The 23,391-nt window shown below is 63.5% G+C and carries 12 protein-coding genes; 9 read left to right on the top strand and 3 right to left on the bottom strand.

The annotated features are described in order from the left end of the window. The first annotated feature begins 45 nt into the window (after positions 1-45). The 9 genes from BN1263_RS10735 to BN1263_RS10695 all read left to right on the top strand — a co-directional run bounded on the left by BN1263_RS10735 (position 46) and on the right by BN1263_RS10695 (position 21,231). The gene (locus BN1263_RS10735; protein WP_019660618.1) at positions 46-2,841 is read left to right on the top strand and encodes a TonB-dependent receptor domain-containing protein; all 2,796 of its coding nucleotides are present in this window, start codon (positions 46-48) and stop codon (positions 2,839-2,841) included. Positions 2,842-3,194: 353 nt separating this feature from the next. Continuing rightward, the gene (locus BN1263_RS10730) at positions 3,195-6,002 is read left to right on the top strand and encodes a TonB-dependent receptor domain-containing protein (protein WP_058981092.1); all 2,808 of its coding nucleotides are present in this window, start codon (positions 3,195-3,197) and stop codon (positions 6,000-6,002) included. Between the two features lie 381 nt (positions 6,003-6,383). Continuing rightward, complete coding sequence (locus BN1263_RS10725) at positions 6,384-9,191, top strand: TonB-dependent receptor domain-containing protein (protein WP_058981090.1); 2,808 nt, start codon at positions 6,384-6,386, stop codon at positions 9,189-9,191. A gap of 167 nt (positions 9,192-9,358) precedes the next feature. Then, entirely contained in the window at positions 9,359-11,392 is a 2,034-nt protein-coding gene (locus tag BN1263_RS10720) for an alpha/beta hydrolase family protein (RefSeq protein WP_058981088.1), read from the top strand. A 179-nt stretch (positions 11,393-11,571) separates the two neighbouring features. Beyond that, positions 11,572-14,433 (top strand): TonB-dependent receptor domain-containing protein, encoded by a 2,862-nt coding sequence (locus tag BN1263_RS10715; RefSeq protein ID WP_019660622.1) that lies wholly within the window; start codon positions 11,572-11,574, stop codon positions 14,431-14,433. Between the two features lie 188 nt (positions 14,434-14,621). After that, entirely contained in the window at positions 14,622-16,724 is a 2,103-nt protein-coding gene (locus BN1263_RS10710) for a M13 family metallopeptidase (protein ID WP_019660623.1), read from the top strand. 222 nt (positions 16,725-16,946) lie between these two features. After that, complete coding sequence (locus BN1263_RS10705) at positions 16,947-18,953, top strand: M13 family metallopeptidase (RefSeq protein WP_058981086.1); 2,007 nt, start codon at positions 16,947-16,949, stop codon at positions 18,951-18,953. 124 nt (positions 18,954-19,077) lie between these two features. After that, positions 19,078-19,572: a VOC family protein gene (locus BN1263_RS10700; RefSeq protein WP_058981085.1), complete on the top strand. Its 495-nt coding sequence runs from the start codon at positions 19,078-19,080 to the stop codon at positions 19,570-19,572. A gap of 75 nt (positions 19,573-19,647) precedes the next feature. Next, on the top strand, positions 19,648-21,231 hold the full coding sequence (locus BN1263_RS10695) for a phytoene desaturase family protein (protein WP_058981082.1): 1,584 nt from the start codon (positions 19,648-19,650) through the stop codon (positions 21,229-21,231). Between the two features lie 104 nt (positions 21,232-21,335). On the opposite strand, the gene BN1263_RS10690 is transcribed toward BN1263_RS10695, so the two are convergent. From BN1263_RS10690 to BN1263_RS10680, 3 genes are all read right to left on the bottom strand, one after another. Beyond that, the gene (locus BN1263_RS10690; protein WP_005410509.1) at positions 21,336-22,010 is read right to left on the bottom strand and encodes a rhomboid family intramembrane serine protease; all 675 of its coding nucleotides are present in this window, start codon (positions 22,008-22,010) and stop codon (positions 21,336-21,338) included. 93 nt (positions 22,011-22,103) lie between these two features. Next, entirely contained in the window at positions 22,104-22,442 is a 339-nt protein-coding gene (locus BN1263_RS10685; protein ID WP_224329410.1) for an MGMT family protein, read from the bottom strand. Further along, positions 22,439-23,359 (bottom strand): DMT family transporter, encoded by a 921-nt coding sequence (locus tag BN1263_RS10680; protein ID WP_058981080.1) that lies wholly within the window; start codon positions 23,357-23,359, stop codon positions 22,439-22,441. Before BN1263_RS10680 ends, BN1263_RS10685 begins: the two co-directional genes overlap by 4 nt. Positions 23,360-23,391: the final 32 nt, after the last annotated feature.

Genomic DNA, 23,391 nt, shown 5'->3' with positions numbered 1-23,391 from the left:
GCATGCGCAGTGCCGTATTTGTATTTGCTCTTTGAACGGAACTACATGAAAGACCTTCGCAATTCCGCACGTCGCAACACCCTCGCCGTCGCCTTGATTTCCGCCCTGGTCGCCGCCTCGCCGGCAATGGCCCAGGACAAGGCCACCAACCTGGACAAGATCACCGTCACCGGTTCGCTGATCCCGCAGACCCAGGTTGAGACCCAGACCCCGGTCATGACCATCAGCGCTGAAGCCATCCAGTCGCGCGGCTTCAACAGCGTCGCCGAAGTGCTGCAGCAGTCTTCGCTGACCACCGGCGGCATCCAGGGTGGCCAGACCTCCGCCTCGTTCACCCAGGGCGCTGAAGCCGCTGGCATGTTCGGCCTGAATCCGGGGTACACCAAGTACCTGATCAACGGCCGCCCGATGATGTCCTACCCGGCGCTGTACAACGGCGGCGATGCGTTCAACAACATCAGCGGCATTCCGATCGACATCGTCGAGCGCATCGAAGTCCTGCCGGGCGGCCAGTCCTCCCTGTACGGTTCGGACGCGATCGCCGGCGTGGTCAACATCATCCTGAAGGACCACATGGAAGGCGGCAGCCTGTCCGTGCGTGGCGGCACCTCCACCGAAGGCGGTGGCAGCAGCTTCCGCATCAGTGGCGCGCACGGCTTCTCGGCGCTGGACGACCGCTTCAATGCGCTGGTCAACGTGCAGATCGAAAGCAGCAACCCGATCTGGGGCTACCAGCGTGACCTGACCAAGCAGAACAACACCCACGGCTATACCGCACAGCTGCCGTCGAACGACTTCGCCGTCATCGACGCCAAGACCAATGCGCTGTACATGATGGACCCGGGCAACTGCGCCAATGTCGCCGGCCAGTTTGGCGGCACCACCGTGCTGGCCAACCGCCCGACCGGCCAGTCCTGCGGCTCGGTGTTCGGCGCCGGTTACAAGACCCTGAAGAACGGCAAGGACAGCGGCCAGTTCTATTCGTCGATGACCTTCGACGTGAACGACAACTTCCAGCTGTTCGCCGACGTGCTGTACAGCAAGGAAAAGACCGAGTACACCTCGGGCTCGAACTACCTGTGGTGGGGCACCAAGAGCACCATGGGCGGCTTCTACGACCAGGCGTCAGGCAAGCTGGTCAACCTGCAGCGCGCCTTTGCTCCGGAAGACATCGGCGGCGAAGGCTACAAGAGCATCCTGAACAACGACAAGAGCCGTGCCTACCAGGTCACCCTGGGCGGCAAGGGCGCAGTGGGCAACTGGGACTACAGCCTGAGCTTCACCCGCGGCGAATATCGCCTGGATGAAAGCAAGTTCCAGCGCTTCGGCAATGCCATCAACAGCTACTTCGCCGACAAGGTGCTCGGCCCGCAGCTGGGCACCAAGGATGGCTTCGGCATCTACAACACCAACTGGGGCGCGTTCTACTCGCCGATCTCGCCGGAAGATTTCGCTGGCTTCACCGGTTACACCACCAACCACAGCCGCACCTGGCAGAACCTGGCTCGCGCGCAGGTCACCAACGGTTCGCTGTTCTCGCTGCCGGGTGGCGATGCGGGCCTGGCCGTGGTCGTCGAAGGCGGCAGCGAAGGCTGGGACTACAGCCCCGACCAGCGCCTGCTGGACGGCGACGTGTGGGGCTCGTCGGCTGTTGCCGGCAACGGCCATCGCAGCAACTATGCGGTGACCAGCGAACTGCGCATGCCGCTGCTGGAGTCGCTGACGGTGACCGCTTCCGGTCGCTATGACGCCTTCAAGATCGCCGACAACACCGTCGACAAGGCCACCTACAGCGTGGGCGTGGAGTTCCGTCCGATCGAAAGCCTGCTGTTCCGCGGCAAGTACGGCACCGCCTTCCGCGCGCCGACCCTGCCCGACGCCTTCCAGGGTCGCAGCGGCTACTATGCTGCCAACTCGACCGACTACTACCGTTGCGGCGAGCTGGGCTACACCCCGGGCAACACCGACGCCTGCCGCTACGCCGACAGCGTCTCGGTCTATTCCGAGCGTGCCGGCAACCCGGACCTGGAGCCGATCACCGCCGACGTCTGGAACGCGGGTATCGTCTGGGCACCGATGGCGAACCTGTCGATCTCGGCCGACTACTACAACTGGAAGATCGAGAACGAAGTCGATACGGCCAGCACCGACCAGCTGCTGCTGGCCGAGTACTACTGCCGCAACGGCCTGCCGAATGGCTCCTCGGCCACCTGTCAGAACGTGGCCGACTGGGTCGTGCGCGATTCGGCCGGCAACCTGAGCTCGCTGTACACCCCGAAGATGAACGTGGCCCGCCAGAACCTGCAGGCCGTGACGGTCGGCTTCAAGTACCTGCAGGACATCGGCCGCTTCGGTTCGCTGCAGTTCTCGGGCAATTACACCAACATGCTGAAGCGTGAAGTGCAGGCGCAGCCGGGTGAGGACTTCCAGGACCTGCTGGGCAACCCGAAGTCGATGTGGAACTACGACAGCTACGCCAAGGTCCGTTCCGACGCGTCGGTGGCCTGGTCGCTGGACAAGTGGACCACCACGCTGTACGCGAACTACATCGGCCACACCCCGAACTACCTGGCAGGCCTGAACGGCTACGAGTACACCCACGCCGCATCGGGCTACAAGGCAGGCAAGTGGGGTTCGTACACCACCTACAACCTGAGCGTGAACTACCGTGCGCAGGATGACCTGACCCTGTCGCTGATGGTCAACAACGTGTTCAACAAGATGCCCGAACAGCAGGCCCACAGCTATCAGGGCACCTCCGGCACGCCGTTCAACAACTACCTGTACAACGTCTACGGTCGCACCGTGTACGTGCAGGCCAAGTACGACTTCGGCAAGTAATCCCGTCGTTTTCCGGGTTTGATTCCGGACCAGGCCCCGCTTCGGCGGGGCCTTTTTTTTGGATTGATATTCAGCGCGGAACAGCGACTTCCGCTGCCAGCCAGCATTTATTTACTCATCATTCATTCAGCCAGACTCGGCAAAGTCCACTAACTAATGCAACCAATTGTTTTTTAAAAGAAAAATATTATTCAAGGCCAGCCCCAGCTCAACACATTACAAAGTCGCGCAAATCAGGTTAAGCGTGTGTTACGTTCGAAAGACGCCGCCATTCTGGTTTTGAAGGCTGCTGAACCATCCATGAGTTCCCAGGAAAGGGAAAACGCGTTTCTCACGACCACACGGAGTACCGCATGTCTCGTAATGGCTTCCCGCGTCACCCGCTCACCCGCGCCGTCCTCAGCGGCCTGATCCTGGCCGGCAGCAGCGCGATCGCGCTCGCCCAGGAAAACACGCCCACCGATCTCGGACGCGTAACCGTCACCGGCTCACTGATCCCGCAGACACAGATCGAGAACCACACGCCGGTCCTGACTGTTACCGCCGAGGACATCCAGACCCGCGGCTTCACCAGCGTGGCCGAAGTACTGCAGCAGAATTCGCTGACCACTGGCGGTCTGCAGGGCGGCCAGACCTCAGCTTCGTTCACCCAGGGCGCCGAAGCCTCAGGCATGTTCGGCCTCAGCCCGAGCTACACCAAGTACCTGATCAACGGGCGGCCGATGCTGTCCTACCCCGCTCTCTACAACGGCAGCGACACCTTCAACAATCTCAGCGGCATCCCGATCGACATCGTCGAGCGCATCGAGATTCTGCCGGGCGGCCAATCGTCGCTGTACGGCTCGGACGCGATCGCCGGCGTGGTCAACATCATGCTCAAGGACCACATGGACGGCGGCGTACTGAACGTGCGCGGCGGCGCCTACACCGAGGGTGGCGGCAACGATTTCCGAGTCAGTGGCGCGCATGGCTTCAACGCCTTCGATGACCGTTTCCATGCGCTGGTCAACGTGCAGTACGAGAAGAGCAGTCCGATCTGGGGTTACCAGCGCGACCTGACGAAGCAGAACAACACCCGTGGCTACACGCCACAGGTTCCGACCAACGACTTCCTGGTCTACCTGCCGGACCAGCAGAACGCCTACGTGATGATGGATCCAAGCCGCTGTGCCAACGTGGCCAGCCAGTTCGGCGGCACCACCGTACTGGGCACGCGCGCGGTCGGTGAATCTTGCGGCTCGCCCTTCAGCGCTGGCTACAAGACGCTGAAGAACGGCAAGGAAAGCAGCCAGATCTATTCGTCGATGTCCTTTGATGTCAACGACAACTTCCAGCTGTTCGCCGATGCGCTGTACAGCCTGGAGGAGGTCCAGTACAACGCCGGTTCGGGCTACGCGTTCTGGGGCAGTGATGTCGGCTTCGGTGCGTTCGTCGACCAGGCCAGCGGCGAATACATGAACCTGCAGCGCGCGTTCGCGCCGGAGGACATCGGTCCCGCCGGCTACCGTGACACCATGAGCACTGATCGCAACAAGGCCTACCAGGTCACGTTGGGAGGGCGTGGCAACTTCGGCAACTGGGATTACAGCGCCAGCTTCAGCCGAGGCGAGTACAAGCTGACCGAGCGCAGCTTTGCGCGCTGGGCGAACGAGATCGACAGCTACTTCGAAGACCGCGTGCTGGGCCCGGTACTGGGCATCACCGACGACGGCTACAACATCTACAGCCCCAATTGGAGCGCGTTCTATTCGCCGCTGCCGGCCGGTGATTTCCAGACCTTCACCGGCTTCACCTACAACAAGAGCCGCACCTGGCAGAACCTGGGCCGCGCGCAGATCACCAACGGTTCGCTGTTCAAGCTGCCTGGTGGTGATGCCGGACTGGCCGTGGTGGCCGAAGCCGGCAGCGAAGGCTGGTCGTACACCCCTGACCAGCGCCTGCTGGACGGTAGCGTGTGGGGCACAACCTCGGTGGCCGGTGCCGGCCATCGCAGCAACTACGCGGTGACCAGCGAGCTGCGCATGCCGCTGCTGGAGTCGCTGACCGTGACCGCCTCCGGACGTTACGACGCCTTCAGGATCGCCGACAAGACCGTAGACAAATCGACCTACAGCGTCGGTATCGAGTTCCGCCCGATCGAAAGCCTGCTGTTCCGTGGCAAGTACGGCACCGCCTTCCGCGCGCCCAGCCTGTCCGACGCGTTCCAGGGGCGCAGTGGGTACTACGCCAATGGTTCGATCGACTACTTCCGCTGTGGACAGCTCGGCTTCAACCCCAGCGACACGGTGGGTTGTCCCTATGCCAATGAATCGGTGTTCGGCGAGCAGTCAGGCAACCCGGAGCTGGAAGCGATCACCGCCGACGTCTGGAATGCCGGCATCGTGTGGGCGCCGATCAACAACCTGTCGGTGTCGGTGGACTACTACAACTGGAAGATCAAGAACGAGGTCAATACGCTCAGCTCCGACCAGTTGCTGCTGGCCGAGTACTACTGCCGTAATGGCCAGACCAACAACACCTCGGCCAGTTGCCAGAACGTAAACGACTGGATCACCCGCGATGGCGCCGGCAAGCTGGAACAGATCTACACGCCCAAGATGAACATCGCCAGCCAGAACCTGCAGGCGGTAACGGCCAGCTTCAAGTACGTGCAGGACATCGGCCGCTTCGGCGCGCTGCAGTTCTCCAGCAACTACACCAACATGATCAAGCGCGAGCTGCAGCCGCAACCGGGCGATGAGTATCTGGACCTGCTGCGCGACCCGTACGCGATGTGGAACTACGACCAGTACGCCAAGGTGCGTGCCGACGGTGCGGTGGGCTGGGCGAAGGACAAGTGGACTACCACGTTGTACTTCAACTACATCGGCAAGACGCCAAACCGCATGGCGTACCTGGGCAAGGGCTACGACTACGTGCATCCGTCCGGCTACCAGGCCGGCAAGTGGGGCTCATACACCACCTACAACCTGAGCGTGAACTATCAGGCGATGGACAACCTGACGCTGTCGATGATGGTCAACAACGTGTTCAACAAGATGCCCGACGGTCAGGCACACAGTTACGCCGGCAACGTCGGCGCTCCCTATAACAGCAGCATCTACAACCCTTACGGCCGCGCCGTCTACGTGCAGGCCAGGTACGAGTTCGGCGGGAAGTAAGCAGCACGCGCCTGCTGGACCAACGGGCCCCGCTTCGGCGGGGCCTTTTTTTAACAAATGCTGCACGAATCTACATCCACACCATTTGTTAATATTTCATTAGCGCGCCGGTCATTACGTAAGCTGTTGATTTATATATTGAATGTAAAAGTGAACAACACGTTCCGCAGCGCAACATTTTGAAACATTCCCAAACAAGCAGCCTTAGCTATTGATTTAAAAGAACTTTTTCAGAGAAAGCCAGCCCGTTGTTGTTACTGGACTATTTTGTCTCCGTGAACGCCGTGTTACGGTCCAGCTGAATGGATTGCAACTGAACAAATCATGAAAGCTGTCAGGGAGGACGCCAGCCAGCCGACAACGCTCATACGGGGATCCATCATGTCTTGCCATCGCTCCACGCCGCTGCGCCACCCACTGACCCTCGCCCTGCTTGGAACCCTGCTCGCCTCCGGTACCGCGCTGGCGCAAAGCGGCAACGCACCGACCCAGCTTGACCGCGTCACCGTCACCGGCTCGCTGATTCCACAGACCGAAATCGAGAACCACACGCCGGTCCTGACCGTCACCGCCGAGGACATCCAGACCCGCGGCTTCACCAGTGTGGCCGACGTACTGCAGCAGTCCTCACTGTCCACGGGCGGCCTCCAGGGCGGCCAGACCTCGGCCTCGTTCACCCAGGGCGCCGAAGCGGCCGGCATGTTCGGCCTCAGCCCGGGCTACACCAAGTACCTCATCAATGGCCGCCCGATGCTTTCGTATCCAGCGCTGTACAACGGCGGCGATACGTTCAACAACATCAGCGGCATTCCCATCGACATCGTGGAGCGCATCGAGATCCTGCCGGGTGGCCAGTCCTCCCTGTATGGCTCGGATGCGATTGCCGGCGTGGTCAACATCATCCTCAAGGAACGCATGGACGGCGGCGTTCTCAACGTCCGTGGCGGTGCCTACAGCGAAGGCGGTGGCAACAGTTTCCGCCTGAGCGGCGCACACGGGTTCAATGGCGTCGATGACCGCTTCCACGCGCTGGTCAACGTGCAGTACGAAAAGACCAGCCCGATCTGGGGTTACCAGCGCGACCTGACCAAGGTCAACAATCCAGACGGCTACAGCCCGCAGTACGTTTCCAACGATTTCCTGGTGCTGCTGCCGGCCGCCAACAACCGCTACGCCATGATGGACCCGAACCTCTGCGCCAACGTGGCGGGCCAGTTCGACGGTACCACCGTACTGGGCACCCGCCCGACCGGCCAGGCATGCGGCTCGGTGTACGGCACCGGCTACAAGACCATCAAGAACGGCAAGGAAAGCGCACAGATCTACAGCTCTGCCACCTTTGACCTCAATGACAACCTGCAGCTGTTTGGCGATGCGCTGTACAGCCTGGAAGAGGTCAAGTATGCGACCGGCTCCAACTACACCTGGTGGGGCACCTCGTCCGGCTGGGGTCGCTTCTACGACCAGGCCAGCGGCCAGTACATGAACCTGCAGCGCGTGTTCGCCCCGGAAGACATCGGCGGCGCCGGCTACCGCGACATCATGAACACCGACCGCAACAAGGCCTACCAGGTGACACTGGGCGGCCGCGGCACGGCCGGCAACTGGGACTACAGCGTCAGCTTCACCCGTGGCGAGTACAAGCTGACCGAGCGCAACTTCGTGCGCTGGAACGATCCGATCAACGACTACTTCGAGCAGCGTGTGCTGGGCCCGGTGCTGGGTACCACCAGCACTGGCTACAACATCTACAGCCCGAACTGGGAAGCGTTCTATGCGCCACTGCCGGCAGGTGATTTCCAGACGTTCACCGGCTACAGCTACAGCCAGAGCCGTACCTGGCAGAACCTTGCCCGGGCCCAGGTCACCAACGGCTCGCTGTTCAAGCTGCCCGGTGGCGACGCCGGCCTGGCGGTGGTGGTTGAGGGTGGCAGCGAAGGTTGGGACTACACTCCCGATCCGGGCCTGATGGATGGCAGCGTCTGGGGCACCACGGCGGTCTCCGGCGCCGGCCACCGCAGCAATTACGCCGTGACAGGCGAACTGCGCCTGCCGCTGCATGACATGCTGACCGTGACCGGATCCGGCCGCTACGACGCCTTCAAGATCGGCAGCAACACCGTCGACAAGTCCACCTACAGCATCGGCATCGAGTTCCGCCCGATCGAGAGCCTGCTGTTCCGTGGCAAGTACGGGACGGCCTTCCGCGCGCCGACCCTGTCCGATGCCTTCCAGGGCCGCAGCGGCTACTATGCAAACGGCTCCACCGACTACTACCGTTGCGGCCAGTTGGGGTATGCCCCGAGCAACACCGCTGGCTGCCCGTATGACAGCGTATCGGTGTTCGGTACGCGTTCGGGCAACCCGGACCTGGAGCCTATCACCGCCGACGTCTGGAACGCGGGCGTGGTGTGGGCTCCGATCAATAACCTCTCGCTGTCGGTTGACTACTACAACTGGAAAATCAAGAACGAGGTCGACACGCTCAGTTCGGACCAGTTGCTGCTGGCCGAGTACTACTGCCGTAACGACCAGGCCAACAATACCTCTGCAAGCTGCCAGAACGTCAACGACTGGATCACCCGTGATGCATCCGGCGTGCTGGACGAGATCTACACCCCGAAGATGAATGTTGCGCGCCAGAACCTGGAAGCTTTGACCGCCAGCTTCAAGTACGTGCACGACATGGGTCGCTTCGGTTCGTTGCAGTTCTCGGGCAACTACACCGACATGCTCAAGCGCGAGCTGCAGCCGCAGCCGGGCGATGAGTTCCTGGACCTGCTGCGTGACCCCTACGCGATGTGGGTGTACGACTCTTACGCAAAGGTGCGCGCGGACGGCTCGATCGGCTGGGCCAAGGACAAGTGGACCACTACCCTGTATGCCAACTACATCGGCAAGACGCCGAACTACATGGCATACCTGGGCAATGGCTACGACTATGTGCACAGCTCCGGCTACAAGGCGGGCAAGTGGGGCTCCTACACCACCTACAACCTGAGCGTGAACTATCGCGCGCTGGACAACCTGACCCTGTCGCTGATGGTCAACAACGTCTTCAACAGGATGCCGGACAACCAGCGCTTCAGCTTCGCCGGCACCAGTGGCCAGCCGTACAACAATTACCTGTACAACGCCTACGGGCGAGCCATCTACGTGCAGGCCAAGTACGAGTTCGGTGGCCGCTGATCCGCTGACGCCACTTGTGCTGCAGAAGGCCCCGCTCCAGCGGGGCCTTCTGCTTTGGAACGCAACCAGGGCCGGCCAGAGTTGGATTTCACGCAAAGTTGACGAACCGGGCGCACTCGTTCATCTTCAGGTCATCTTCCAGTCAAACTGCCAAGGATGCCCTGTACATGAAAGCCACACGCCTCTTCGCCCGTGTGGGCGGTGCTGCTACGCTGCTGGGCCTGGCCGTGGGCCAAGCGCTGGCTACACCGCTGCCGGTCGACGACTTCGCCAAGATTCCCGCCATCCAATCGGTCACCATGAGCCCCGATGGCAAACAGCTGGTTGCGATCATCGCTGCCCCGGGAAGCAACAACGGTGACACCGCGCTCGCCAACTGGAACCTGGACAATCTCGGCGCAGGCCCGGTGGCCATCACGCCCTCCGGCGACCGCATGAAGTTCATCGCCGCCAGCGCATTGAAGGCCGGCCGCAGCCTTGTCATCGGCCGCCAGGAACTCACCGCGCAGCTGGCCGGTTGTGGAGAAGGCAACTCGGTGGGAAACACCAAGACTTTCCTATCGAAGGCTTACCTGACCGACACTTCCCAGACCAAGTTCGATGAAGCATTCGCCGACAATTCACGCAAGCTTGGCATCAGCGAACAGACACAACGCTGCCTGGAACTGGCGGGAACCGCGTCACTGGTTCACTCGCTCCCAATGGACCCTGACAAGGTCATCATTTCACAGATCAATCAGTCAACGTTCTCGGCAGGCTACTACCTGTTCAATCTCAAGACCGGACAGACCGAGCTGCTCTTCCGTGGCGACGCGCGCTCGACGCCCGGGTTGTTCCATCCCCGCAGCGGCGAACTCCTGACAAGGACCCAGATCGAACCGGCCGGGTCGAGCGAGTACGAACAGCAGATCCTGATCAAGGACAAGGCAAGCGGAAAGTTCGAGAAGCACGATGCGCTGACAACCAAGCTCAGCGAACGCTACACGATGGACGTGGCGGGCATCGATGACCAGACCGGCAAGCTCTACATCCTCACCGACAGATTTTCCGAGCAGGTGCAGGCCCGCCTGTACGACCCAACAACCCGGACCTTCGACAAGGAGCCGCTGGCCGCCCACCCGCAGTATCCGATCAGCGGCCTCATCCTCGGCAGCAAACCCAGCAACTTCAATCAGGTTCTGGGCTTCTATGTGGATGGGCCGCGGCGCGAAGCGATCTATGTCGATCCGCAGATGAAGGCCCTCTACGACGGCCTGAAACAGGCCTATCCGGGAAAGTACGTCGCCATCACCGGCTACAACGACGATCTCTCCCGCGTGCTCTTTACCACCAACAGTGCCGACACGCCGACGACCTATCACATACTCAGCGACCGCAAACAGGTGACCACCCTGGGCAGTGAGCGACCCTGGATCGATGGCAGGCAGATCGGCCAGCAACGCTGGGTCACCTATACCGCCCGGGACGGACGAAAGATTCCCGCCATCCTTGATCTGCCCGCGGGCTGGAAGGAAGGGGGAGAACCACTTCCAGCGCTCGTGCACCCGCACGGTGGCCCATGGGCTCGTGACTATGCCGGCTGGGATGCATCTGGCTGGGTGCCTTACTTCACCTCGCGTGGCTACGCTGTCATCCGCCCCCAGTATCGAGGCTCAACCGGCTTTGGACGCGACCACTGGCTCGCGGGTGACAGGCAGTGGGGGCTGACCATGCAGGACGACAATGACGATGCGGCTGCGTGGCTGGCGCAGCAGGGCATCGCCGCAAAGGACCGCCTGGCCATCTTCGGGTACTCCTATGGCGGCTTCGCAGCCGCTGCAGCCACGGTCCGCAGCCCCTCGCCTTTCCAGTGTGCCATTGCCGGAGCGCCCGTCACCGATCTCGGCAGAGTCGGCATGTCATGGAGCGAGAACCGCCTGCAGCGCATCCTGCAGGGGCAGACCGTCAAGGGAATGGACCCGATACAGAACACGGCCAAGGCGACCATCCCGGTACTGCTTTACGTCGGAGATCGTGACGTACGTACTCCGGCGTTCCACGCCCGATCGTTCTACAACGCAGTCCAGGACAAGGTTCCGGCGAAGTTCGAGTTGATCGCCGACATGCCGCACAGCATGCCGTGGTACCCGAGCCACTACCGGGCCACGCTGCCGCTGATGGCCGACTTCCTGGCCAAGGACTGCGGCCCAGGCGGCCTGTAGGCCGCCAAGGACGCACCCTGCCGTCGTCCACGCAGCTGGGGAGCTCTGCAGCTCCCCACCGGCACATGAATACGCCATTAGCAAAAGCGCGTTACATACGGGGAATGTTCATGTTGCATTTACTTTACGCCGTACATACACTCCGTTAACCGAAGCATAACAAGTGGGGATCCGACACAATGCGCAAGACCAACCGCCTTATTACGCCCAGCCGCCTGCCGCTCGCCCTGGCAGTGATTGCCTGCCTGCAGGCAGCCCCGGTGCTGGCCCAGGAATCCACCCGCGAGGAAGCAGCGGCGTCAAGTGCTTCAACGTCTGACAAGAAGGCCACTGATCTTGACAAGGTTACGGTCACTGGCTCCCTGATCCGTCGCGCGGACTATGAAACCACCTCGCCGGTGTTCACCATCGACACCGAGCGCAATGCCGCCCAGGGCCAGACCAGCGTCAGTGAATTCCTGCAGAAGTCGGCGATCGGCGCCGCCGAAACGCAGATCACCAATCAGTTCGGCGGCTTCACCACCAATGGTGGTACCGGCGTACAGACGTTCTCGCTACGCGGCCTGGGTGCCAATCGCACGCTTATCCTGCTTGATGGCCAGCGTCCGGGCCCGGCCGGTACCCGCGGCGCGGTCGGCGCGTTCGACCTGAACGTGCTGCCCACCGCCGTCCTGCAGCGTGCCGAGATCGTGAAGGACGGTTCGTCCTCCATCTATGGCTCCGATGCCGTCGCCGGCGTGGTCAATCTGATCACCAAGAAGAACTTCGACCGTCCCGAGCTGACCGTCAGCGGTCGCGTTCCGACCGAAGGCGGCGGCGAAGTATTCTCGGCGTCGCTGGCCAACGGCTGGAACTTCGACAATGGCAGCATCGTCGCCGCCGTGGAATGGTACCGCCAGAATGAACTGACCCGCGGTGACCGCGATTTCTTCAAGTGCGCCGAAGATATCGTCTGGGACGACAAGGGCAACCGCATCGACCGCGTCGACCGCTCCATCCTGGCCGGCACCAACCTGGCCAACTGCCAGAACATGCTGCACAACGTCATCGACGTCGGTTCCGTCCGTTACGTGCCGAGCACCGATGGCAGCACGGTTGGCCCGTTCCCGGGCTATCGTCCGCGCGCCAACCAGACCTATGCCAACGGCAACCCCGTGGCGACGTATCAGGAGCCGTACAACTTCCAGGCTTACGGCCAAGCCCAGATCATCAACCGCCAAGAGCGCAAGACGGTCTACTTTGCCACTGACTTCGGCTTTGATTCGTTCAACTGGAAGACCCAGTTCCTCTACAACAACCGCACCACGGACAACTTCTCGTGGCGCCAGTTCTTCCCGACAGTGCTGATCCCCGGCACCACCACCCGCGCTCAGCCGGTGCTGCCGTTCAAGTCTGCTTCCGAGACCGAAGTTGATTACTACTACTTCGCCAACAAGTTCGATGGCGGCTTCGGCAGCAGCACCTGGGGCTGGGAAGTCAATGCCAACTACAGCCACTCCAGTGGCAAGTACAGCAACCTTGGCATCCGCAACTCGATCAGCGGCGACATCGGCCGTCCGGGTACCGGCACTGCAGCTGCGAACTACTTCGACCCGGGCTATCTGAATGGCTCGAAGGTCGACGAGCTGGTCTCGATCCTCGGCGTCTGGGCCAAGGGCAAGACCACCTACGATCAGACCACGGTCAACGCCGTGTTCAGCGGTGAGCTGTTCGATCTTCCGGCCGGTGCCGTGGCTTCCGCCGTCGGTGTCGAGTACCGCAACTACAAGATCGACGACCAGCCGGGTGCCGATTTTGCCGACATCTGGGGTTCGACCACCGCCGGTCGCACCAAGGGCGACGAGAAGGTGAAGGAAGCGTTCGTCGAACTGGATGTGCCGGTCTTCAAGGGAGTTCCGGGCATCGAGTCGCTGTCGCTGAACGGCTCGGCCCGCGTCTTCAAGTACGACACGGTGTCCGGTTCGGACAAGGTGTGGAAGTTCGGTGTCAACTGGCAGATCATCCCGTCGCTGCGCCTGCGCGGCACCATCGGTACCTCCTACCGTGCACCGGGCCTGTATGAGCTGTACCTTGGCAATCAGACCGGCTTCCAGGCGCAGACCGCGATCGATCCCTGCATCCGCTGGGCTGAAGGCAACAACAGCAACGCTGCTGCCAACTGCGCCGCTGCCGGTATCCCGGGCGACTACACCGCCGCAGGCAACAGCAGCGCCACCGTCTTCACTCGTGGCGGCGCTGGCGGCGACCTGAAGCCGGAAACCTCGCGTGCACGCAGCATCGGCCTGGTGTTCACCCCGGAATTTGCTGACCTGAGCGTTGCGATCGACTACTTCGACTACGAAGTCAGCGACCAGATCACCGCGCTGAGTGCAGCGTCCATCCTGGAAGGCTGCTACGAGTCGACCACCTATCCGAACCGCTACTGCGACCTGATGCGTCGTAATCCGAATTCGGGTACCAACGCGAACATGATCACCGAGGTGTATGCGCAGTACTTGAACATCAACCGCCAGCGCACCCGCGGCTGGGATCTGACCCTGAACTGGGAACACGAGTTCAGCTTCGGCAAGTTCTCGCTGGACTCGCAGGTCACCTACACGGTTGAAGACACCGCCGAGCTGTTCGACAGCGCAGCGGCCAGCGGCCTGTCCTCGTCGGACCAGCTGGGTGATTTCGGTCGCCCGGACCTGGTCGGCAACCTGGGCCTGAGCCTGGAGCGTGGCGACTGGACCTACAACTGGATGACCCAGTACATCGCGTCGACCAAGGACCCGGACCTGCTGGAGACGTTCACCTATCAGGGCCGTCCGAATTCCTACCGCGACATCACCGCTGGCAGCCGCTGGTATCACACCGCCTCGGTGAGCTACGAGCAGGCCGATTGGCAGATTCTGGTGGGCGTCTCCAATGTGTTCGATGCCAAGCCGCCGCTGATCTCCAGCAGCGTCTACTCTTCGCGCTACGGCAACACCCACCCGTTCGCCACCCAGTACGACTACTACGGTCGCACCCCGTTCGTGCGCCTGAAGTACAAGTTCTGATCCACCGCTGACCGCAACACCCGACAGACCCGGCTTTTGCCGGGTCTGTCTTTTCCGGGCCACCAAGCGGGCCCCTTGCACCCGGCCATGACCTTCGACACCCTTGCAGGTCTGGCCGGCGGCGTATCGTTCGGCCCACGGCCGTCCCACGGCCTTTCCCTGACTCACTCGGCCTGGAGGCCATCAAAGTGACCCGTACTCCCAAGATCGTGCTGCTGACCCTGGCCGTTTCGGCCGCGCTGGTCGGCTGCGGCAAGACTGAAACCCCGGCCAAGGACGCCACCGCCTCCACGCCGGCCGCAGCCGAAGCCACCAACTACACGCTGGACGAAAGCAAGCTGCCGGCCTACAACGCTTTCCAGCCCAGCGATCTGGATACCACCAAGGACGCCTGCGGTGCCTTCGGCGACTATGTGAACAGCAAGTGGCTGGCCGCCAATGAAATTCCGGGCGACCGCACCAGCTGGGGTGCGTTCACCATCCTCGACGAGCGCTCGGTGGCCGTGCAGCACCAGCTGGCCGAACAGGTGGCGCAGGTCAAGAATCCGAACCACATCGAGAAAATCGTCGGCGACCTGTGGGCCACCGGCATGGACGAGGCCAAGATCAATGCCCAGGGCATCGAGCCGCTGAAGGCCGACCTGGCCGCCATCGACGGCCTGCAGGACAAGGCGGCCATCGCCGATTACCTGCGCACCAGCGCGGCCAGGGGCGACAACGTCCTGTTCGGCTTCGGTGCCGAAGCCGACTTCAAGAACTCGGCCGTGAACATGGCCTACGCCAGCCAGGGCGGCCTGGGCCTGCCGGACAGCACCTATTACACCGACGCCAAGAATGCCGACAAGCTGAAGGCCTACCAGGCGCACGTCGCCAAGGTGCTGGAGCTGTCCGGTGTCGCCGCTGCCGACGCCGCCAAGCAGGCCGAGGACGTGGTCAAGTTCGAGACCCGCCTGGCCAAGGCCTCCAAGTCGCGCGTGGAGCTGTCGCGCAACGTCGAGCTGTACTACAACCCGGTCACCCTGGCCGATGCCGACAAGCTGACCCCGAACTTCAGCTGGACCGAGTTCTTCAAATCGCAGGGCGTGGCCGCGCCGGAGAAGTTCTCGCTGGCCATGCCGGCCTTCCATGAGGAAGTGAGCAAGGCGCTGGGCGATACCGACCCGTCGGTGTGGCGCGCCTACCTGCGCTTCCACACCGTGGACAGCGCCTCGCCGTACCTGGCCGATGCCTTCGTGCAGGAAAACTACGAGTTCTACGGCAAGACCCTCAACGGCCAGAAGGAACAGAAGCCGCGCTGGAAGCGCGTGCTGGGCACCATCGAAAACGATGCGGGTGAAGCCTTCGGCCAGCTGTACGTGAAGGTTGCCTTCTCGCCGGAAGCCAAGGCGAAGATGGAAGAACTGGTGAAGAATCTGGCCGCCGCGCTGAAGGAGCGCATCCAGGGCTTGAGCTGGATGAGCGAGGAGACCAAGGCCAAGGCCATCGCCAAGTGGGAAACCTTCACCCCGAAGATCGGCTACCCGGACAAGTGGCGTGACTGGTCGGGCCTGCAGACCCAGCGCGACAGCTTCCTGGGCAACGTGCGCGCGGCCAACGAGTTCAACTACAAGTTCAACCTGTCCAAGATCGGCAAGCCGGTGGACAAGACCGAGTGGGGCATGACCCCGCAGACGGTCAATGCCTACTACAACCCGCTGCAGAACGAGATCGTGTTCCCGGCCGCCATCCTGCAGCCGCCGTTCTTCGACCCGAAGGCCGACGACGCATTGAACTACGGCGGCATCGGCGCGGTGATCGGCCACGAAATGACCCATGGTTACGACGACCAGGGCGCGCGCTTCGGGCCGACCGGCAACATGGAAGACTGGTGGACCGCCGCTGACAAGAAGAACTTCGAAGGCCTGACCGGCAAGCTGGTCAAGCAGTTCGACCAGTACAAGGTCGACGGCCAGGCGGTGAACGGCCACCTGACCCTGGGTGAGAACATCGCCGATCTGGGCGGCCTGGCTACCGCCTACGATGCCCTGCAGAAGGCCAGCGCCGGCAAGGAAGACCCGAAGGTGGACGGCTTCACCCGCGACCAGCGCTTCTTCTTCAACTGGGCCACCGTGTGGCGCACCAAGTACACCCCGGAGAACGCCAAGGTCCGCCTGGCGACCGACCCGCACGCCCCGGCGCAGTTCCGCGCCATGGGTGCACCGTCGAACCTGCCGACCTTCGCGGCCGCGTTCCAGTGCAAGGCCGGTTCGCCGATGGCCCGCACCGGCGAGCAGCAGGTGGTGATCTGGTAAGTCCTGACTGACGCTGTTGCAGACCTGCAAAGGCCCGGGAATTCCCGGGCCTTTGTTTTTCCGGGGTGTCTTTCATCCACGCATGGCGTGGATCTACTGATCCCGGCGCTCCCCGGTAGCTGCCGACCTTGGTCGGCGAATGCACCGCGACGCGTGCATCCCGCGCCCATGTCCGGCTTGCTATAGTGCGCGCGCCCTCAATCCATCACGGATTCGTTCCACATGCCCAACTTCCGTCCGCTTGCCATCGCCCTGGGCATCAGCCTGGCGACCCTGGTCCCGACTCACGATGCGTTCGCCGCCAAGAAGAAGGCCGCACGCGCTCCGGCCGTCAGCGCCCAGTGCAGCGACTTCTACGACGCCACCAATGCAGGCTGGCTGAAGGCCAACCCGGTGCCGCAGACCGGCGCCGTCACCGCGCTGGGACAGCTGGTTGACCGCAGCCGCCAGCAGCAGCGTGAACTGCTCGACGCCGCGATGAAGTCGCCGCAGGGCAATGTGCAAAAGCTGCTGGGCGACTTCTGGGCCAGTGGCCTGGACGAAGCCGCCGTGGAAGCAGACGGCTCCAATCCGATTGCGCCGCTGCTGACCCGCATCAACGCCATCAAGAAGGCCAAGGATGTGCCGGCCTCGATCGCCGCGCTGCACCAGGTCGGCATCCCGGTGGCCTTCAACTTCGGCCCGGACGTCGACCTGAAGGCGCTGGATCGTCACATCGGCTACTTCATGCAGGGCGGCATGGGCCTGCCGGATCCGGCGTTCTATACCCGCACCGACGCCGACACCGTGGCGCTGATGGGCCGCTACCGCAACTACGTCAAGCAGATCCTGGCGCTGACCGGTACCCCGGCCGCCAAGCTGGATGCCGAGTCGCAGGCGGTGATCGCGCTGGAAACCGAACTGGCACGCAATGCGCAGTCGCTGGCCGGCATCAACAACCCGTTCAACAACTACGCGCCCATCTCCACCAAGGAGCTCAACAGCCGCTACCGCAACCTGCAGCTGGATGCCTTCCTGAAGGCACAGGGCGTGGACGATGACCTGGTCTCGCTGGCCGACCCGGGCCTGTTCAAGCAGCTCGATGGCATGGTCACCAAGCTCAAGCCGGAGCAGTGGAAGGCGTACCTGCGCTGGCGCGTGGGCGACTCGATGGCGCCGTACCTGTCCAAGGCCTACCGCGACGCCGAGTTCGAATTCCGTGGCCGTGTGCTGCGTGGCCAGACCCTGCCGCCGCAGCGCTGGGAATCCGTGCTGGATGCAATCAATGTGGCCGCCGGCCCGATGGTCGGTCGCGAGTACGCCGCCCGCTACCTGTCGGCCGAAGATCGTCGCCAGGCCGCATGGATCGTCGACAAGGTGCGCGAAGTACAGATCGAGGCGGTAAAGAACAGCAGCTGGATGAGTGCCGAAGCCAAGACCGAAGCGCAGGCCAAGCTGGCTGCGCTGAAGATCGAGATCGGCACTCCACTGCGCGACCTGGACTACAGCGTGCAGCCGATGGGCCGCGGCTCGTTCGGTGGCAATATGCTGATCGCGTCGACCTGGCGCCATCGCGAGGAAATGAAGCGCATCGGCAAGGGCAACGCCGACCGTCGCTGGGACGTGCTGCCGCAGCAGCCGTCGCTCGCCTATGACCTGGCGCAGAACCGCCTGATCGTCACCGCCGCGATCCTGCAGGGCCCGGTGTTCAACGCCAAGGCCGACGCCGCCGACAAGTTCGGCAGCTTCGGTGGTCTGGTCGGCCACGAGCTGACCCGTGCGATCGATGCCAAGGGCGCACTGGTCGATGCCAAGGGCGAACTGCGCAGCTGGTGGACCCCTGCCGACAAGACCGCCTGGACCCTGCTCGGCACCCGAGTGGCCGCGCAGTACGGCGCCTACGATTTCCCGGGCGTGAAGGGTGCCAAGGTCAACGGCACGCTCACCCAGGAAGAGAACCTGGCCGACATCGCCGGCCTGGAACTGGCCTGGGCCGCCTACACCGCGCAGGAGCCGAAGGCCAAGCCGGCACAGCAGCAGGGCTTCTTCCGCGCCTGGTCGACGTTGTGGGCGCAGCAGCTGTCGCCGAACGAGGCCGCGCGCCGCCTGACCGCCGACATCCGCGCCCCGGGCCTGTGGCGCAGCAATGGCACGCTGGCCAACCTGCCGGCGTTCGGTGCCACCTTCAGCTGCAAGGCCGGCCAGCCGATGCAGCGCAGCGAATCCGAGCAGATCAAGGTCTGGCGCTGAGCCAGCCGTCACGCTGGGGATGCAGAGGGCGCCTTCGGGCGCCCTTTTTTTGCGGATGCAGCACGATCCCGGGTTAACACCGCCCGTGCTATCGCTGCGCCTTCGTCCGCTGCGGAGCCCGACCATGGCCCACAAGAACACCATCTGCGTGTGGTACGACAAGGAAGCGCTGGAGGCCGCCACCTTCTATGCCAACACCTTTCCCGACAGCGCGGTGACCGCTGTCCACCACGCCCCGGGCGACTACCCGGACGGCAAGGAGGGCAACATACTGACCGTTGAATTCACTGTCTGCGGTATTCCCTGCGTCGGTCTCAACGGCGGCACCGCGTTCAAGCACAGCGAAGCATTTTCTTTCCAGATCCAGACCAAGGACCAAGCCGAGACCGACCGCCTGTGGAACGCGATCGTCGGCAACGGTGGCCAGGAGAGCCAGTGCGGCTGGTGCAAGGACCGCTGGGGCATTTCCTGGCAGATCAGCCCGCGCATGCTGATCGAAGCGGTGACCAGCAAGGACAAGGCGCTGGCCAAGCGGGCCTTCAACGCAATGATGCCAATGAAGAAGATCGACATCGCCAGCATCCAGGCTGCCATCGAAAAAGGGGACGGAAGGGATTAAGTCCTTTCTCCCCCACCGCTGCTGATCCTGTGCGAATTACGACTTAATCCCCTCCGTCCCCTTTTCGAGGTACTGATGTCCTGGGATGCGATCATCATCGGCGGTGGCCACAATGGCCTGGTCTGCGCGGCCTACCTGGCACGCGCCGGAAAGAAGGTGCTGCTCCTTGAACGGCGCGGCGTGCTTGGCGGCGCTGCGGTCACCGAAGAATTTCATCCCGGCTTCCGTAACTCGGTCGCGTCGTACACGGTCTCGCTGCTGCAGCCGAAGGTGATCGACGATCTGCAGCTGCATGCGCACGGGTTGCATATCGTCGCGCGTCCGGCCAACAACTTTCTGCCATTGCCGAACGGCCGCTACCTGTTGTCGGCGCCGGGCCGCACCCAGTCCGAGGTGGCGAAGTTCTCCGAGCGGGATGCGCAGCGCCTGCCCGCCTATGAAGCACGCCTGGAGATCTTCGCCGACGTACTGCGCGCATGGGCCCTGCGCGCGCCGCCGGACCTGGGTGTAGCAGGCGGTTGGCGTGCGCTGCCCGCGCTCTGGCAGATGGGCCGCCTCGGCCGCGAACTGGCAACGCTGGATGCTTCGCTACGCCAGGAACTGCTGGACCTGTTCACGCTGTCGGCGGCCGAGTACCTGGACCGCTGGTTCGAGAGCGAGCCGATCAAGGCCCTGTTCGGCTTTGATGGCATTGTCGGCAACTATGCAAGCCCGTATACACCGGGCAGCGCATACGTACTGCTGCACCACGTGTTCGGCCAGTGCAATGGCGTGAAGGGTGCCTGGGGCCATGCGATTGGTGGCATGGGCGCGATAAGCCAGGCCATCGCCGCCGCTGCACGCGCGGCTGGCGCGGAACTGCACGTGGACGCCGGCGTGCGACGCGTACTGGTTGAACACGGCAGTGCCGTGGGAGTGGAACTGACCAACGGTGAAATCCTGCGTGCACGCGCGGTGATCGCCAACGTCAATCCGAAGCTGTTGTACGAGCAGATGCTGGCCCCGGCACAGGTACCGGACGCGACCCGCGAACGCATGGCGAACTGGCGCTGCGGTTCCGGCACGTTCCGGATGAACGTGGCGCTGTCGCGGCTGCCGGACTTCCGCGCCCTGCCCGGGCCCGGCGATCACCTCAGCGCCGGCATCATCATGGCGCCCAGCCTGGAGTACATGGACCGCGCCTGGCTGGATGCGCGACGCGACGGCTGGTCGCGCGAACCGATTGTGGAGATGCTGATTCCCAGCACGCTGGACGCTTCGCTGGCGCCGCCCGGCCGGCATGTGGCCAGTCTGTTCTGCCAGCACGTGGCACCGGTGCTGTCCGATGGACGTCACTGGGATGATCACCGTGACACGGTGGCCGATCTGATGATCGCGACCGTCGACCGGTATGCACCGGGCTTCGCCGACAGCGTGCTTGGCCGACAGGTGCTGTCACCGCTGGACCTGGAACGCACCTTTGGCCTGGTCGGCGGTGACATCTTCCACGGCGCACTGAGCGCCAACCAGCTGTTCTCGGCACGGCCGATGGTCGGCCAGGCCGGCTATCGCGGCGCCCTGCCCGGGCTGTACCTGTGCGGTTCGGGCACACACCCCGGCGGTGGCGTCACCGGTGCGCCGGGGCACAACGCGGCACAGGTAGTGCTGCAGGATCTCTAGAGGCGTGCCGACCAACGGTCGGCACCTACCGCGTCAGATGATCCTGGCCAAGTTGTGCCAACCGAGGTCGGCACCTACCCGCGTGAACCGAGGCGCATCGCGCCTCACTTCACGCTGCGCAGATGGTTCGGGCGCTTCGGCGGGCCGGGCGGGCGACGCTTGTTGAATGGCGGCTGCCCGCGCCAGTAGCGGATCAGCAGCCAACCGAACAGCATGCCGCCCAGGTGCGCGAAATGGGCAACACCCGGCTGCCAGCCGGTCATGCCCAGCACCAGTTCGCCGACGCCAAACAGGATCACGAAAGTCCGCGCCTTCATCGGGATCGGCGGGAACAGCAGCATCACACGCTGGTTCGGGAACAGCATGCCGTAGGCCAGCAGCAGGCCGAACACGCCGCCGGAGGCGCCCAGCACCGTGGCCGGATTCTCCAGCAGGGTACCCACCAGCAGCTGGCAGACACCGGCGCCAGCCACGCAGACCAGGTAGTACAGCAGGAAGCGCTTCTCGCCCCAGGTCTGCTCCAGCGGCGCGCCGAACATGAAGACCGCCAGCATGTTGAAGAACAGGTGGCCGAAGCTGCCATGCAGGAAGCCATAGGTCAGCAGCTGCCACGGCTGGAAGTTGCCGCCCGGCGAGAACGCATCGAAGCCCTGCTGCAGCGGTTGCAGCATGAACGGCTCGAAGGTCTGCATGCCGAGCAGGAACGGCTGCTGCAGCAGGAACAGGATCGCGTTGGCGATCAGCAGGGCCTTGGTGACGGTAGGCAGTCGCGGGAACATGGGAGCACCGGCATGGAACGGCCTCCATCATAGCCGCAGCACCGTGTGTTGTTGGCGACCGGCAGGCGCAGCCTGTTCAGTCGCCAGCGGTGCTCAGCCCGGGCCCCACACGGCGGCATCCAGCGCCGCGGCCGGATCGGTGGCCGGCATCCGCACCCGGCCGTTCTCCACCACCACACCTTCGGCACGCAGCCGTTGTGACTGCTCGCGCCAACCAGCCGACCCTTCTTCCATGGCAATGCGCCCGTCCGAACGCAGCACGCGATGCCAGGGCAGGTCGGGATCATCGTTCTGGCCGAGGATGCGCGCGGTCAAGCGCGCACGCCCCGGCAGGCCGGCACGCATCGCCACCTGGCCATAGCCCATCACCTGCCCCGCCGGGATCGCGCGGATCACCGCCAGGATGCGCGCCCGCGCCTGCTCCGGCGTCAGCGCCGCAGGCGGGTCACCAGTAGTACGCCGATCAGCACCAGCGCGGTGCCGGCGATCTGTGCCGGCCCCATCGGTTCGTCGAGCAGCCATAGGCTCATCACGATGGTGGAAACAGGGCCCAGCATACCGACCTGTGCGGCCAGCGACGAACCCACGCGCTGCACCGCCAGCATGATCGCCAGCACCGGCAGTACCGTGCACACGGTGGCATTGACCAGCGACAGCCATTGCACCGGCGCCGGTGCCTGCCACAGCAACGGCAGCGGATGGGTCACCGCGAAATGCAGCAGCACCAGCACGCTGGCCACGCAGCTGGCGTAGGCGGTGAGGCGCACCGCACCGATGCGCGCGACCACCTGGCCACTGCCGAACAGGTACAGCGCGTAGCTGAGCGCACTGCCCAGCACCAGCAGGCTGCCGACGATGATCTGCCCACCCTCGCGCTGCAGATCGTGGCCGAACGCCAGCAGCACGCCCAGATAGCTCAGCACCAGCGCGCCGATCTGCCAGCGTCCCGGCCGCTGCCGCGCCAGCAGCACGTTGATCAGCAGTACCAGGGTCGGGTTCAAGTACAGGATCAGCCGCTCCAGGGTCACGCTGATGTACTGCAGGCCCTGGAAGTCGAGCAGGCTGGACAGGTAATAGCCGGTGAAGCCCAGCCACAGCACGCGGGCGCGATCAGCCCAGGACAGCGGCTCGGCCCGGCGCGCGGCCCACAAGGCCATCAACGCGAACAAGGGCAGCGCCATCAGCATGCGCAGGGCAAGCAGCGTGGTGGCATCCACGCCATGGCGCAGGCCGAGCTTGACGATGATCGCCTTGCCCGACGCGGCGATGGCGCCGATCGCGGCCAGGCCGATGCCGCCCAGCGCAATGCGTGGGGAAGCCGTAGCGATGCGGGAAGCGGGAGTGGACATCAGGACGACGGCGGGCCGCGCAGAGCGGCCCG

Source organism: Stenotrophomonas thermophila (assembly GCF_001499715.1).
Classification (GTDB): domain Bacteria; phylum Pseudomonadota; class Gammaproteobacteria; order Xanthomonadales; family Xanthomonadaceae; genus Stenotrophomonas; species Stenotrophomonas hibiscicola.
This window is presented reverse-complemented; position numbering and strand designations above follow the sequence as displayed.